Raw genomic sequence first — 14,593 nt, forward strand, 5'->3', positions numbered from 1 at the left:
ATAATCGTGATTACGGTATAGACGAAGCTATCGCTTCTTCCAACGCTCCCGGATCCACGACGCAAGGGTTTCTGGACCATTGCTGGCGACGCCCCGAATCAGCTTGGGAATCTGAGCGTCCGGCTCGACCTCCAGCCGCCGGCCATTCAGGTCGAGAAAGACGTTCATCGCCATAAATGCGACGTGGAGATTGCAGTCGCGGTAGCCGGCATTTTTCGAAAGGGCGTACACATATGTGGACGCCAGATCTGCGAGGTCCGGACGCTGCTCTTTCGTTGCCCACCGGTCTCGGGGCCGAGCGAGGGCCAGACTGATGAGTCCATCGGCATTGACGCCGGGAAGGCCGCCGTACGTTCGTACCAGGTCAGCGTGCATTGCATCTAGCATTGGCCGAGTGATCCACCGCGGTTCGGCACTCCCCTCTTCCCGAGTGCGTGGCTCGGAGCTGTTCGGCTCCTCCACGTTTTCGCCCAACGGGTCCGGCGGAGGACGATCTTTATCAGATGTGTCGGGCGAACGATATGATGATCCAGCGTCAGGCATGCGGCGGAGGGCGGTGGGCAAAAGACGCGTTGTCAGCAAGACCGTCGGCCGAGAAAACCGGTGATCGGTGAGCGCCAGCGCTGGAAGCGAAGAGAGGAAGACATCGGAAGGCCGACACAGACGTGCCCCATTGGTCGACGACATACCTCCGGGGTCATCCGGAAAGCGCGCGGAGAACATCGCTATATTCCGCTTTGCTTTCGTTGTAAAACGTCATCGCTTCCTCGAAATCCGCATCGAATGGGACGATGAGAATGCCGCTGGACGTTTCGATGACGTGGACACGGTCGCCCTCCTCGAGATGGCGGTGGTCGAGCATATCCTCGGGGATCGCGACCTGCAGATCGCCGTCGACGCGTTCGATGACAGAAACCGTGGGCATAGCAGTCGAAAGCGCGAGGCAATGAGTGGACTGAAGGTCAACTGTAGCGGTATGGAATAGTTCGGCGCAGTGTGTACGTTTAGGCCTGCCATGTTTCTGACAAACCGCATATCGTCATGACGTCTGTTTGCTGTGCAGGAAATCGGAGATCCGCGTCTGTTTCGGCCAGGACGGGCATATGGCGTCGGTTGATGCTCTATCTGATTCTTTCTGTGGCAATGCTGCTTCCCGCCATCGATTCAGCTGCGGCCCAGAGCAAGGGCGTCGAGTCTCGGGCACTCGTCAACGGAACCCTGATCCAACTGGGACAGGCGCCGCTGGCCGATGCTGTGATCGTCATCCGAGGCGACGAGATAGCCGCGGTTGGGTCTGGAGATAGCGTCGACATTCCCGAGGATGCACAAGTCATCGATGTGTCCGGTCGCTACGTCATGCCGGGGATGATCGACGGCCACGTTCACTTCTTTCAGAGCGGAGGCCTGTATGCCCGGCCGGACGTCGTCGATCTTCGTAACGTGCGACCGTACGAGGAAGAGATTGCCGGAATTAAGGAGCGTCTTCCTGATACCTTCCGCCGTTACCTTGCCAGCGGGGTCACGTCGGTGGTTGACGTCGGTGGGCCGATGTGGAACCTGGACGTTCGTGCGCAGACCGACACAATGACTGCGGCACCGACGGTTGTTACAGCAGGTCCGCTTATTTCCAGTGTCGAACCCGACGAGTTCACGGTTGATGATAAACCGATCCTGCGATTCGAGTCGCCGGAGGCCGCGCGGGAGGAGGTCCGCCGGCAGATTGACGCGGGCGTTGACATCGTCAAGATCTGGTACATCGTGCGTGGGGACGGACCGGAGGCCTTCCGCCCGGTGGTGGATGCGGTGATCGAGGAGGCGCACGGTCGGGATACGCGTGTTGCGGTTCATGCGACGCAACTGGAGACGGCCCATGCAGCCGTCGAAGCCGGCGCCGACATTCTCGTGCACAGTGTGTACGACCAGCCGGTGGACGACGCGTTCGTACGGCAGCTGGTGGAGCAAGACGTCATCTATGTGCCGACGCTGATGGTGAGCGAGCGGTATCGCGAAACGTTCGCGCAGACGCTGGACCTCACCGTCGCGGAGCACCGGATTGGACAGAAAGACGTCATCGGATCTCTATTCGACCTCCAGGTGATCGCGGATTCGCTGGTTCCGAATCGAATCCAGCAGATGATCTCGAGTCGGCCGGACATTCCGTCGGACTCGGTGGCCATCCGCAATCTGAAGGCGGTACACGATGCGGGCGTTACGATCGCTGCAGGAACGGATGCCGGTAACATCGGCACACTTCACGGGCCGTCGCTCTCCCGGGAATTCGAGCTGATGCGGGCCGCGGGATTGACGCCCGCCGAAGTACTTGCTACAGCGACGGTTGGCGGTGCGGCGCTCATGGGGCAGGACAATCTGGGCCGGATCGAGCCGGGCATGCAGGCCGACCTCGCGATCGTGCGGGGTAATCCACTTGAGGATCTGCAGCACGCGTTTGAGGTCGATGCTGTGATGCGCCGCGGCAACCTGATGAAGATTCGCGCGCTGGTTCCACCCACGGCGGAAGCGGCCGTTCAGCAGCAACTCAATGCGTACAATGCACACGACCTGGATGGCTTCATGGACGCCTACGCAGACAGCGTTCAGATCTACACCTATCCGAATCGGCTCGACGCCGAGGGTAAGGAGGCAATGCGCGAGCCGTATGCCGGCATGTTTAAGGATTCACCGAACCTCTTCGCGAATGTCACCAAGCGCATGCAGCAGGGCGAGTTCGTGGTCGACTACGAGCGTGTGACGGGGCTCGGAGAGGACGAACTCACCGTCATCGCGATGTATCACGTCAACGAGGACGGAAAAATCGACCGCGTGGAGTTCGTACGGTAGAAATTGCTGCGTGGACATCCCCGTTCATAGCCGCTCAGTGAGCCCGACCAGGTTGAACGCGTGCATGTAGCGTAGAATCTCGGTGCGCACGCGCCAGTGCACGAAGGCTTCCGGGTCCCGGTAATCCCGTACGTTATCATACAATCGTCGGCGGGCAGACTGCACGCTCGGATTGGTCCAGACGTACCGGGATCCTGTGTGGACGAGCCAGTCGCGCCGGTCTTTCGGCAGGTCCATAAAGTCGAGCCCGGCTTCCTCTGGGTGCAGCCACTTCCGCCACCGGCCGCTCTCAATTACTGCGGTACGTACGGCGTCGATAAATCCGGAGTCAATATCGAGCCGCTGTTCGAGCTTGACGAGGTCTTTTATGGCATCGAATTCGGCAGCGGACAGGCCAGGCCCCACGTTGGCTCCACCAACACCACTGAGCGGGTACACCGTGAGGTCGTGGACGGAGTCGGTGTAGTGACCTTTCAGAAGGGCGCCGATCTGGCGTCGAGCCTCCGTCGTGAGGCGTTCAATGCGCACGCCGTTCACGTGCGAGGTGTCGAGCCGCGTGCCGACATCACCGACGACGAAACGCGGTCGAGGTAGGTTCTTGCGGTCAAGTTCGGCGCCGAGAAGCCGTAGGAAATCGCAGAATCGATCCTCGCTCTGTAATCCCCCGCCGCTTTCCTCCGTGCCGACTTCGTACGCGATCGGGCCGCGCTCCGTCTCGTTTCGGTGAGCTTCCGCATCCTGAAGAAGTTCGACTGTTCGCTCGACGATAGTTTCAATGGCGACGGGCTGGCCCGGGGGGAGGCGCAGGTCCACGGTGGGGTCGAGATGGAGGAGGTCGTAGCCGGCGTCGATGCAGGCGCGAATGGATGTTTTAACTTCCGCGAGAGAGGTTTCGTAGTCCAGTCCGTCACGGACGTGCGCGTCCTTCTTCCACGGACCGCCATGGTCGAGGCAGAGGATGACCGGCACGTCAACGCCCAGCCGGTCGACTTCTTTCGATACGAACGCCGAAAACGTTGCCGGCGTCCAGTCCGTGTAACCCCCGTTGCGATCCACCTGATTAAGGGTCGCAGCGTAGAGGAGCGGCGCGCGCGCTTCGTTCGCGGCCTGAAGCGCAGACCGCGTCACCGTCTCGGAGTTCGGGCAAACGGCCAGCAGCGTGTGGCGGACCCGCCCGTGATCATCCGCCCATTCCTTCATCAGGCGATCCGTGAGAAATACCGTCTGCGAGCACTCCGCCGCACGAGCATCGCGCCGGAGCCGGGCAGCGGGTGTGGATGGTGTGGTCATGGCGGCCGAAGCAGCGAGATCGACGGATCGGTGATGTCCCACGTGACAACATACGGGCTACGAGGTGGAATTGATGGACGCTTTCGGATCGACACCGAGATGTCACGGTATGTGACGGCCTGCAAAACGCGTCGGGGAACGGGTCGTCGCTATCCACGACGCGCCAGATGCGAGACGAGCGGTCCGGAACCCGCCGATTCACGGGGAGGTTGCAGCGATCCCTCTCTCGAACACTTTTGGAGCGACGCCGCCGACACCTGACGTGAGTTTTCTCAACCCGTTCGTTCTGCTTGCGCTGGCGACGGTAGCCATCCCGCTGCTCCTGCACCTCTTCAATCTGCGACGGCCGCAGCGTGTCGACTTCAGCTCGCTTTCGTTCGTCAAGGAGCTGCAGAAGTCGGCGGTGCAGCGTGTTCGCATCAAGCAGTGGCTGTTGCTAGCTCTTCGGATGCTCGCGATCGCCTGTCTGGTGCTTGCCTTTGCCCAACCAACGCTGACAGGCGGTCTCTCCGGGGTTGGGCAAAAGGTTCGCACGGCGCACGCTATCGTCATTGACAACTCCCTGTCCATGACGATGTCGGATGCGGACGGAGAGTATCTGAAGCAGGCGCTTGCCCAGGCCGACGATGTCCTTTCCACCGCATCGGATGGTGACGACGTGATCGTGTGGCCCACGGCCCGGGCCGTGGCTGCGCGTCCCTCGCTGATGCAGAATCTGCCGGCGGCCCGCGATGCGATTCGGCAGGTCGAACCGGCAGCGGGTGCGACCGAGCTGTCAACAGCAATTGCGCAGGCCGCACAGGCGCTTTCTGAAAGCACCGCTCCGCGGAAGGTTGTGTATGTCGCATCGGACCTGCAGGCGTCAATGCTGGGCGACTCAACGGCGACATCGATGCCGGAGGACGTGGTGACGACGCTCCTTCCGGTCGGGGATCGCTCACACGCCAATGCCGGCGTCACCGATGTGCAGGTCAAAAGCCGCATTATCGAGGTGGGGCAGGCGGTCGAGATCGAGGCGACGCTGGTCAATCACGGGAGCGAGACGCTTCCCGGATCGGTTGCGAGCGTCTACCTTCAGGGGGAGCGTGTTGCGCAGGCGACGGCCGACCTTGAGCCAGGCCAACCCGAGACGGTGTCGTTTACCGTGTCGCCCGCCTCGCGTGGGTGGCTGACCGGCACCGTCGAGATCGAGGATGACGCGTTTTCTCCAGACAATGCGCGTCCTTTCGTGCTTCACGTGCCGGAGGAGCGTCGTGTTCTCGTCGTCCGAGGGGAGGGTCAGCGAACGCGCTACGTCGACCTGGCGCTGTCGTCTGAGATGACATCGGATCGCCTTGCCTTTCAAACAGAAACGATTTCGGAAGCGGCGCTGCCATCCACCGAACTGGGCGGATACGACGCCGTGCTGCTGGTCGGGCCGCGGAGTCTGTCGAGTGGCGAGATCAGCTCTCTCAAGCGCTACGTGGAGCGGGGCGGCGGCATGATGCTCTTCCCCAGCGCGCAGGCTCGACCCGAGCAGTACGGCAGCCTCTTCTCTGAACTCGGAGCGGGAAGCTTCCGCGGGTTTAGTGGTGAACTGGGCACGCGCCGCTCCATCGCTACGTTCGACCGCGTGGATCTTCAGCATCCGCTTTTCGATGGCGTGTTTGACGCGGAGAGCGATCCTTCGTCCTCTGAGGTTGAGAGTCCGGACGTGTACTACGCGATGAATGCACCCACCGCCGGCGCCCGGGGACAGACGCTCATCGATCTGTCGAACGGCTATCCGTTTCTGCAGGAGCTTCGCGCGGGGAGCGGCGTCGCCCTGGTTGCCGCCGTGGCTCCGGACCCGGAGTGGAGCGACCTTCCTGTCCGCGGATTGTTTATCCCTTTACTGTATCGATCCGTGTACTACCTCTCGGCAGGGACGTCCGTCGGCGGGGAAACTATCACGGCAGGAGCGTCGCACGAGCTGCGCGTCACGGCTGTGCTGACCGAGCAAGAACTTCGACTGGTTGGGCCCGATGGCGTCGACCGCGTTCCAGAACAGCGATCTCTCTTCGGCGCGACGCTCCTTGAAGTGGGACAAGATCTCCATGAGACCGGAATCTATGACGTTATGTCCGGGGAGACCTTGGTTCGGCGCCTTGCGGTCGCTCTTCGTGCTGAGGAATCAGATCTGTCTGCGGCGTCCGTCGATGTGGCGCGATCAAAGCTAAGTGAGGCCACCGGACACTCGGTCGAGCCTCTGGTGACGTCCGACACAGAGAGTGTTGCAGCAGCTCTCGAACAGCAGCGTGCGGGGACGGAAATCTGGAACGTCTTTTTGTTGCTGGCGTTGATTTTCCTGGTTGCTGAACAGGTTCTCGCACGGCTCTGGCAGCCCGAAACGGTCTCTGCCTAGTTCGGGTGCAAGGAGCAGCCTGAACCGGTCTACGCAGCCTCGGCCTTTGCAGATTAGAGGTTGTCGATCACGGCCGCTAGCGGTTGCTCGCCCCTGCATTCGCCTCTCGGCCTGATCTCCCGATGTCCCTCGGAGAGCCCACGTGTTCGACGGTAGCCATGGCTGATTTTGCAGAAATCCTTTTCGTCCTGCACGCGGTTGTGCTCTCCGTCTTCGTGGGAGTCACATCCGTGTCGATGCTGCTGGCCATTATCAGTCGTCTGCGTATCCGCAAACCGCTTCTTTCCTGGCGGAGACCGTCGTTTCTACAGGTGCCGATCGGCCCATCGCTATTCCTCCTGGTCGTCTTCGTCGCCTTTGCCCTTTCAATGTGGACCGGGCACAGCATCGACCCTCACGTCATCGTTGGCTACCCGGCCGGGGGCATCTTTTGGTGGGTGGCGACGTGGTTGTGCCGCTCTGTCGTGGTGACGGAGTATGGCATCATCCATGATATGACCTGCATCAATCGGGCGATTTCGTGGAGTCAGATTACGGATTACTTTTTTGCGGAAGAGGAGGGGCAGTCGTACCTCGTTTTCTTTTACGAAGACGATGAGGGCAGTCACCGCCGGATCAACCTTCCGGTATCGGAGCACGTGCGAGCACCGTTTGAACAACTCATCTCCAGAAAACTCGCACCCCGGTTCCGGTGTACGATGCACAAACCGTACGATGAAGAAACTCTCGACGAGTAGCTGTCGAGGTCGCGCATGGACGTAGCGACGACCGGAGTGCCCGTCGAGAGGGAATTCCCCCTTTCATTGCTCCCGACCCGCTGCATGCATCAGTCTCCTTCTTCTCCGTCCAACGGATCGCCGTCGACCGATTCTTCCGGACCGATTCGCTCGGCACTGGAAGCCTTCTTCGAAACCAGCGGATGGCCCGTAGATGCCGTCGATAAACCGCGCCCGGCGTTGCAAAGCGAGTTCGAAGGCGAAGACGATACGTGGATGTGTTACGCTATTGCCCTGGAAGAGGCCGACCAGGCGCTGTTTTACTCGGTGTATCCGGACGCTGTGCCGCAGGACCGCCTTGGGGCCGTGGCGGAGTTCATTACACGAGTGAACTTCGACCTGCCGATCGGCAACTTTGAGCTCGGCTTAGATACCGGAGAGTTGCGGATGAAAACCAGCATTGACGTAGCGGATGACGACGTCTCCGTCGCCCTGGTCCGCAATCTCGTGACGGCAAACGTTGTAGTGATGAATCGCTACGTGCCCGGCCTGCGCCGTGTCGCCTTCGAGCACGAAGCCCCCGTCGATGTACTCCGGGACCTGTCCGCATAGCATTCGAGGTGAGTGTACAGACGGATGTCCACAACGGTCATTGTGGCCGGGTCGGGTGCAACACCCTGATCGCTAGAAAGTACACATTGTGTAGTTTGGTTGAATCCATGCGAATTTGTACTGCTGACTCGTTTTCCCGGTGCGGAGATGTCGGGGCGTACCCGCACTCTGGCATGGAACGCGGCCAGGTGACATGTTCGCACGGAGTTTGCCATCATTAACAAATCCCATGTAGTATCTCTGGTACAGCATGGTCGATGGGACGGAGCCGGCACGTCGGCGCAGTCCTCACTCAACGGTTCGCTCATAAGTTATTATCGCCTTTGTATAAGCCTAAAACAGCGAAGTCAGACGAAACCGCCATCCTCGTCGGTGTCATCAGTGCCGATGAGTCCCGCTGGGATGTTCGTGATCACCTTAACGAACTCGAACAGCTCGCTAGGACGGCCGGCGCGGAGGTGGTGGACCGGATGACGCAATCTCTCGACCGTCCCGATCCCTCCACATTTCTCGGGTCAGGAAAGGTCAAAGAACTGAAACGCCGGGTCTCCGAACTGGGGGCAGACCTCGTTATTTTCGATGATGATCTTTCGCCCGTGCAGGTGCGAAACGTCGAAAAGGAGGTCAACTGCAAGTTGCTCGACCGATCTGGCCTGATCCTCGACATTTTCGCAAGCCGCGCCAAAACAGCAGCGGCGAAAACACAGGTCGAACTCGCCCAACTCGACTACCTGAGCTCGCGCCTGACAAGACGGTGGACACACCTTTCGCGTCAGTCCGGTGGGATCGGGACGAAGGGGCCGGGTGAGAAGCAGATTGAGACGGACCGGCGCCTGATCGACAAGCGGATGGCAAAGCTCCGCGAGAAGCTGGAGAAGATCGACCGGCAGCGAACGACGCAGCGGAAGGGTCGGCATAACTTCACAACCGTCTCGCTGGTCGGCTACACGAACGCCGGCAAGTCCACGCTCATGAACGCGCTGGCCGACGACACGAAAGTATTCGCGGAAGACCGCCTCTTCGCTACGCTTGATGCCACGACGCGTACCGTCGAGCTCGATTCCAACAAGGAGATTCTGCTGTCGGACACGGTCGGATTCATCCGTAAGCTGCCTCACCGCCTCATCGAGAGCTTCAAGAGCACGCTCGACGAGGTCCGGGAGGCCGATGCGCTGGTGCACGTCGTGGACGTGACGCACCCTCGCTTCGAGGACCATATGGAGGTCGTAAACGAAACTCTTGCGGAGCTTGAAGCTGACGAGGTACCCACGTTGATCGTGTTCAACAAGGTTGACGCTCAGGAGGATGCACACCTGATTCGAGCGCTCAAGCGAGACTACCCCGACGCCTCCTTCGTGTCTGCACTCCGCGGCATGGGGCTGGAGGCGCTCAGGGAAGACATGCTCGCGCTGATTGAGCGGGACTACGTCGAGCGCGTGTCGTACGTCCCCGTGACCGAGCCGAAGACAATTTCCAGCATCCATCGCCTCGCCGATGTTCTCAGCGAAGAGTACGTCTACGCGCAGGGCATCCCGTCGGCACGAGGTGACGGATCGGAGGGGGCTACTTTTGATAGTCCACAGGCCGTAGCGCGGATGCACTACCGTGCGGCGCCCCGAAACGCGGAACGTATTGAGCGGATGGTGAAGTCGTTCGGTCCGCTCCGCGTGATCGGGGCCAACGGCGACCCTCTTCCGCAGGATGACATAAATGGTGAAAGCACGCCTGATGTGGCGCCGGACGCCAACGCTGTGGTTTTGGAGGCAGTCGAGCCGCCAACGGACCAGGACGTGCCAGACACGACGTGACGGATTCGCGACATTAGCATGACACATTGCCATTCGCGGAGCACCGGCACGAGCATTGCGTCTATGTATTACAACGTGTGCCGAGATTCCCGCACTGGCCTCGTTGCTGCTTTCCCAGACTTCTGGATTGACCTGTCACGCCGATGAAGGTACAGGATGCTATCAACACCGCCATTCCGGCGCTCAAGACGACCGATACGGTCGAGGATGCGCTCGGGCTCCTGATGGAGCACCACATCCGTCATCTTCCGGTCGTGAACGAAGATGACCAGCTCGTCGGAATCATATCCGAAGAGCAAATGATGAGCGCAGATGGTCCCGACGAAATGATCGGAGACCTCCTGTCCGTTCATCCTGTGAGCGTGCGTCCGCAGGAGCATATCTTCGATGCTGCACGGACAATGGTCGAGCACGGGCTCAGCACCGTCCCGGTAACTCCGGCGGACGGTGCGCGATACCTTGGCCTGCTCCGGCGGCACGACATCTTCGACGAGTTCGCCAAGCTCATGGCGACGCAACGCTCGGGTGCGATCATAGCGCTTGAGGTTGATCAGCGCGACTATGCGCTCGCGAAGCTCGTACACTTGATTGAGCAAAACGACGCCAAGGTTCTCGCCGTCGCCTCGGAGGAACCGGATTCATCTACCGAAAAGATTCGGGTCACGCTGAAGCTAAACGTTACGGACACGACGCGCATACGCCACGTTCTCGAGCACAACGACTATCACGTCGTCGCGAGCTTCGGGGAGGACGATACGGAAATGAAGAATCGGGTGGACGAGTTCATGCGCTACCTTGAAGTCTAGCGGCCGGCCTTTCGATGCAGTGGCTCCGAGCGTCCGTAGTCTGTTTCTTTCATTCTGGTGTCGACGATGAGCAATGCCGATTCGGCTTCGACCATAGCGTCTGTTCTTCAATCGATGACGTTGCTGGCTACGCTGTCGACGGCAGAGGACGTACGTCGCTCTGTAGCACAACGGCGGGCCGGGCTCGACCCCTCGGCGCAGGAGCCGCCGGATCGGGCCCGCGCCTCCCTCCGCAACGCCGGCGATGATCTGATGGACCTGCTGATGCAGGTCATGCTCGGACGAATGCACCTCTCGCATCAGGACGAACGTCCGATCGCGGCTGCGGTGCGTCACTTCGATCTGCTCATGAAGCTCCGTCGGGCCGAACGGCTTCTCCATTCGATGCATCAGCGTCTTCTCAGCCTGTACCCCGACGTGTCCGAATCCCTGGTTGAAGAGGCCCGCTCGATCCATGGAGAAGTGGAGTATCTGATTGAGGCGGACGAGGAGGAAGTTCTGGCGGACCTTGACGTCATCGCCGAGCGGGGGATCAGCTTCGTCGTGTGGGTCCGACATGAGGTGGAGTGACTCTACGAAGGGAGACGGGGTGTCCGGATGTCCCCATCCCCCGAATCCCGCACCTCAAACCCCACAGCTCACCTCACGTTTGCGAACAGTTCGCACAGCGCATTTGACTGAACTCCGCGCGGGCTGTACCGTATACGTACGGATCTGATATCCATATCTGGATTCCGGCTCTGTACGAACGTTCTGCTTCGCCAACTTTAGCGCCCAATGAGTAACACAACCGACCTGCCCGATCGCGCGATTAGCGATTACGCGGCGTCTAATATCCAGGTCCTCGAAGGGCTGGAAGCCGTACGAAAACGTCCCGCCATGTATATCGGGGACGTGGGCATTCGCGGCCTGCACCACCTCGTCTATGAGGTCCTCGACAACTCGATTGACGAGGCTCTGGCTGGCCACTGCGATGAGATCGCTGTCGAGATTCATGAGGATGGATCGGTGTCGGTCAAGGACAACGGGCGTGGGATCCCTGTCGATACCCACCCGGTCGAGAATCGCTCGGCGCTCGAGGTCGTGATGACGGTTCTCCACGCCGGCGGTAAATTCGACAAGGATAGCTACAAAGTATCTGGGGGTCTACACGGCGTTGGTGTGTCGTGTGTAAACGCTCTCGCCAAGAAGTTTGAGGCCACCGTGTGGCGTGACGGCTCCGTCTGGGAGCAGAGTTACGTCTGCGGCGTGCCGGATGGCCCCGTAGAAGAGATTCGCCCCATGCGCGACGACGAGGTCACGGGGACACACATCCGCTTCTGGCCCGATGATGAGATCTTTAAGCTGACGGACTTCCGGTTCGACACGCTGTCAGACCGTCTCCGCGAGCTGGCGTACCTGAATAGCGGCGTCGCGATTACGCTGACGGACCACCGCGAGGACGACCCCGAGCTGCAGTCCGAGCGCTACTATTCGGAAGGTGGCGTGGCCGAGTTTGTCGAATATCTCGACGAAGGACGCGACTCTCTGCTGGACGAGACGATCTACATCACGGAGGACGGCGAGGTCCCGGTCGAGCTCGCAATGCAGTGGAATGACACGTACAACGAGAACGTCCTTTCCTTCGTCAACAACATCAACACCCACGAAGGGGGAACGCACGTCTCCGGGTTCCGCCGTGCGTTGACGCGGACGCTGAAAGGGTATGCGCAGAACAACGGTCTGCTGAAGAAGATCAAGTTCGACCTTTCGGGCGATGACTTTCGCGAAGGTTTGACGGCCGTCCTCTCGGTGAAGGTTGCGGAGCCGCAGTTCGAGGGGCAGACGAAGACGAAGCTCGGTAACTCTGAAGTTCAAGGGGTCGTCGAGTCGCTCATTAACACCGCTCTCGGGCGCTGGCTGGAGGACCATCCGAAGCAGGCTGAGCGGATCATCAATAAGGTGATTCTGGCTGCCCAGGCCCGCGCCGCCGCTCGGAAGGCGCGCGAACTGGTGCAGCGGAAAAACGCCTTCACAGGGGGCGGCCTTCCCGGCAAGCTCGCGGACTGCACGTCGCGCGACCCGGAGGAGTCCGAACTCTATCTGGTTGAGGGTGACTCTGCCGGCGGCTCCGCAAAGCAGGCCCGCGACCGCCACTTCCAGGCGATTCTGCCGCTCCGCGGTAAGATCCTCAATGTCGAGAAAGCACGCCTCGACCGCATCCTGGAGAACAATGAGATCAAGAACATGGTGACGGCGCTCGGCACCGGGCTCACCTCCACGGAGGAAGAGTTCGACCTGTCGCGGCTCCGCTACCACAAAATCGTGCTCATGACGGATGCCGACGTGGACGGCGCCCACATTCGGACGCTGCTGCTCACGTTCATCTATCGTCAGCTCCGCCCGCTTCTGGAGAAAGGCTATATTTACATTGCCCTGCCGCCGCTCTACCGCATCAACTACGGCCGAAACGAGGAGTACCTCTGGACCGATGGCGCGATGCAGAAGCGGATGCGTGAGCTCCGCGAGGACGGCAAGAAGCCGGGTCTGCAGCGCTACAAGGGTCTCGGTGAAATGAATCCCGAGCAGCTCTGGACCACCACGATGGATCCGGAAACGCGGAAGACGCAGCAGGTAACGATCGAGGACGCAGCCGCAGCTGATAAGATCTTCTCGACGCTGATGGGCGATGCCGTGGAGCCGCGACGCAAGTTTATCGAGCGAAACGCGAAGTACGCGACGATCGACGTGTAAGCTACGTTTGGGCGACGCTCCAGAACCGGCTCGAGTGCGACTGTGAACCGCGAGGGACAACTCCTTCAGTCGTCTCGGGCTCGTTCCCTGTAGGGGCGTTGGGCCTAAACATTTCGGCAGGCCCGCCATCTCATGGTGTCCCTCTTCGGTGGCATCTGCCATCGTCGGCAAATAGACGTGCGATGATGGACCCGATGAATGTCCATCTTCATCCCCTCTGACGAATCTCGACCGCTGATGCCAGGCTCTTCACCACATTCAGTTGCTGAATCCATCCCGGATGTCTCCGTGGTGGTGCCGGTTTACGATGAGGTAGAGTCGTTGCCCGAACTCGTCGATCGTATTCGGACGGCGTGCACGGAGCACAATCTCACATTCGAGGTGTGGCTTGTCGACGACGGCTCCCGCGACGGATCATGGGACGAAATCGACCGCCTCCACGACGAGGATGAGCGCATCGCCGGCATTCGGTTTCAGCGCAACTACGGTAAGTCCGCAGCGCTCGCCGTCGGGTTTGAGCATGCGCGTGGGGCGTACGTCATTACGATGGACGCAGACCTGCAGGACGACCCGGGAGAAATTCCGGAGCTCGTCGAGATGCTGGAGCAGGGTAACGACCTGGTTAGCGGGTGGAAGAAGCGGCGGAAGGATCCGCTGAGCAAGACGATCCCAAGCCGATTCTTCAACTTTGTCACCCGGAAGATCTCCGGCCTTGAGCTACACGACTTCAACTGTGGTCTGAAGGCCTACAGACGGGAAGTCGTCAAGAGTGTCGACGTCTACGGCGAGCTTCATCGCTACATCCCGCTTCTCGCGAAATGGGAGGGCTACGACCGGATCACCGAGAAGCCTGTGAAGCATCATCCGAGGAAATACGGTCGGACGAAGTTCGGCCTGGAACGCTTCATTCGAGGCTTTCTGGATCTCGTCACCGTCATTTTCCTCACCCGCTTTGCCGTTCGGCCCATGCACTTCTTCGGGTCCATCGGCACCGTCGCGTTTCTGTTCGGCTTCCTAACCAGTCTCTGGCTAACGATCGACAAGCTGGTTTTCGGTGAAGCGCTTAGCGATCGGCCGTTGCTTTTGCTCGGAGCTCTCCTCATTCTCTTCGGCGCGCAGATGTTCACCACGGGTCTGCTCGGTGAGATCGTCATCAAACCACGTATGGAGGAAACCGAATCCTATCAGGTGGCCGAGGTGCGGCATGCAGCGGGGGCGCCGTTAGCACAGACGGCGGAATCCAGCACACCGTCTCCGTCCTACGAGTCATAACGTGGGACGCTGTCCGAGGGGAGGTAGACGGACGAGCACAGCCAGCATTTGTCTTCATCCGTCGTCGTCCGGTCCGCATATCTGAAACCGGACATTCCGTCGGCGGTAGCCCGATTGAGTTCTCTCCGGTCCTCA

The 14,593-nt window shown here is 60.3% G+C and carries 12 protein-coding genes; 9 read left to right on the forward strand and 3 right to left on the reverse strand.

The annotated features are described in order from the left end of the window. Positions 1 to 27: 27 nt before the first annotated feature. A complete protein-coding gene (locus tag CRI94_RS03770; RefSeq protein ID WP_143815284.1) occupies positions 28 to 543 on the reverse strand; it encodes a type II toxin-antitoxin system death-on-curing family toxin in 516 nt (171 codons plus the stop codon). 154 nt (positions 544 to 697) lie between these two features. Beyond that, positions 698 to 925, reverse strand: coding sequence for an AbrB/MazE/SpoVT family DNA-binding domain-containing protein (locus CRI94_RS03775; protein ID WP_098074345.1), 228 nt, complete (start codon positions 923 to 925; stop codon positions 698 to 700). A 218-nt stretch (positions 926 to 1,143) separates the two neighbouring features. Here CRI94_RS03775 and CRI94_RS03780 point away from each other — a divergent pair, with 218 nt between their 5' ends. Next, the gene (locus CRI94_RS03780; RefSeq protein WP_245846063.1) at positions 1,144 to 2,838 is read left to right on the forward strand and encodes an amidohydrolase family protein; all 1,695 of its coding nucleotides are present in this window, start codon (positions 1,144 to 1,146) and stop codon (positions 2,836 to 2,838) included. Positions 2,839 to 2,862: 24 nt separating this feature from the next. On the opposite strand, the gene CRI94_RS03785 is transcribed toward CRI94_RS03780, so the two are convergent. Continuing rightward, positions 2,863 to 4,128, reverse strand: coding sequence for a class II D-tagatose-bisphosphate aldolase non-catalytic subunit (locus CRI94_RS03785; protein ID WP_098074347.1), 1,266 nt, complete (start codon positions 4,126 to 4,128; stop codon positions 2,863 to 2,865). 262 nt (positions 4,129 to 4,390) lie between these two features. On the opposite strand from CRI94_RS03785, the gene CRI94_RS03790 reads away from it, so the two are divergent. From CRI94_RS03790 to CRI94_RS03825, 8 genes are all read left to right on the forward strand, one after another. After that, positions 4,391 to 6,511, forward strand: a complete 2,121-nt coding sequence (locus tag CRI94_RS03790; protein ID WP_098074348.1) for a BatA domain-containing protein — start codon at positions 4,391 to 4,393, stop codon at positions 6,509 to 6,511. Positions 6,512 to 6,669: 158 nt separating this feature from the next. Beyond that, positions 6,670 to 7,248, forward strand: a complete 579-nt coding sequence (locus CRI94_RS03795; RefSeq protein WP_098074349.1) for a hypothetical protein — start codon at positions 6,670 to 6,672, stop codon at positions 7,246 to 7,248. An 84-nt stretch (positions 7,249 to 7,332) separates the two neighbouring features. Further along, the gene (locus CRI94_RS03800) at positions 7,333 to 7,839 is read left to right on the forward strand and encodes a YbjN domain-containing protein (protein WP_179862142.1); all 507 of its coding nucleotides are present in this window, start codon (positions 7,333 to 7,335) and stop codon (positions 7,837 to 7,839) included. 323 nt (positions 7,840 to 8,162) lie between these two features. Further along, positions 8,163 to 9,647 carry a GTPase HflX gene (gene hflX / locus CRI94_RS03805; protein ID WP_245846064.1) on the forward strand — a complete coding sequence of 495 codons (1,485 nt, stop codon included), beginning with the start codon at positions 8,163 to 8,165 and terminating at the stop codon, positions 9,645 to 9,647. A gap of 143 nt (positions 9,648 to 9,790) precedes the next feature. Next, a complete protein-coding gene (locus tag CRI94_RS03810) occupies positions 9,791 to 10,453 on the forward strand; it encodes a CBS domain-containing protein (RefSeq protein WP_098074352.1) in 663 nt (220 codons plus the stop codon). A 66-nt stretch (positions 10,454 to 10,519) separates the two neighbouring features. Further along, positions 10,520 to 11,023 (forward strand): hypothetical protein, encoded by a 504-nt coding sequence (locus tag CRI94_RS03815; RefSeq protein WP_098074353.1) that lies wholly within the window; start codon positions 10,520 to 10,522, stop codon positions 11,021 to 11,023. A 207-nt stretch (positions 11,024 to 11,230) separates the two neighbouring features. Next, on the forward strand, positions 11,231 to 13,186 hold the full coding sequence (gene gyrB, locus CRI94_RS03820; protein WP_098074354.1) for a DNA topoisomerase (ATP-hydrolyzing) subunit B: 1,956 nt from the start codon (positions 11,231 to 11,233) through the stop codon (positions 13,184 to 13,186). Positions 13,187 to 13,423: 237 nt separating this feature from the next. Next, positions 13,424 to 14,458, forward strand: coding sequence for a glycosyltransferase family 2 protein (locus CRI94_RS03825; protein WP_098074822.1), 1,035 nt, complete (start codon positions 13,424 to 13,426; stop codon positions 14,456 to 14,458). Positions 14,459 to 14,593: the final 135 nt, after the last annotated feature.

This window comes from Longibacter salinarum (assembly GCF_002554795.1).
Lineage (GTDB): Bacteria > Bacteroidota > Rhodothermia > Rhodothermales > Salinibacteraceae > Longibacter > Longibacter salinarum.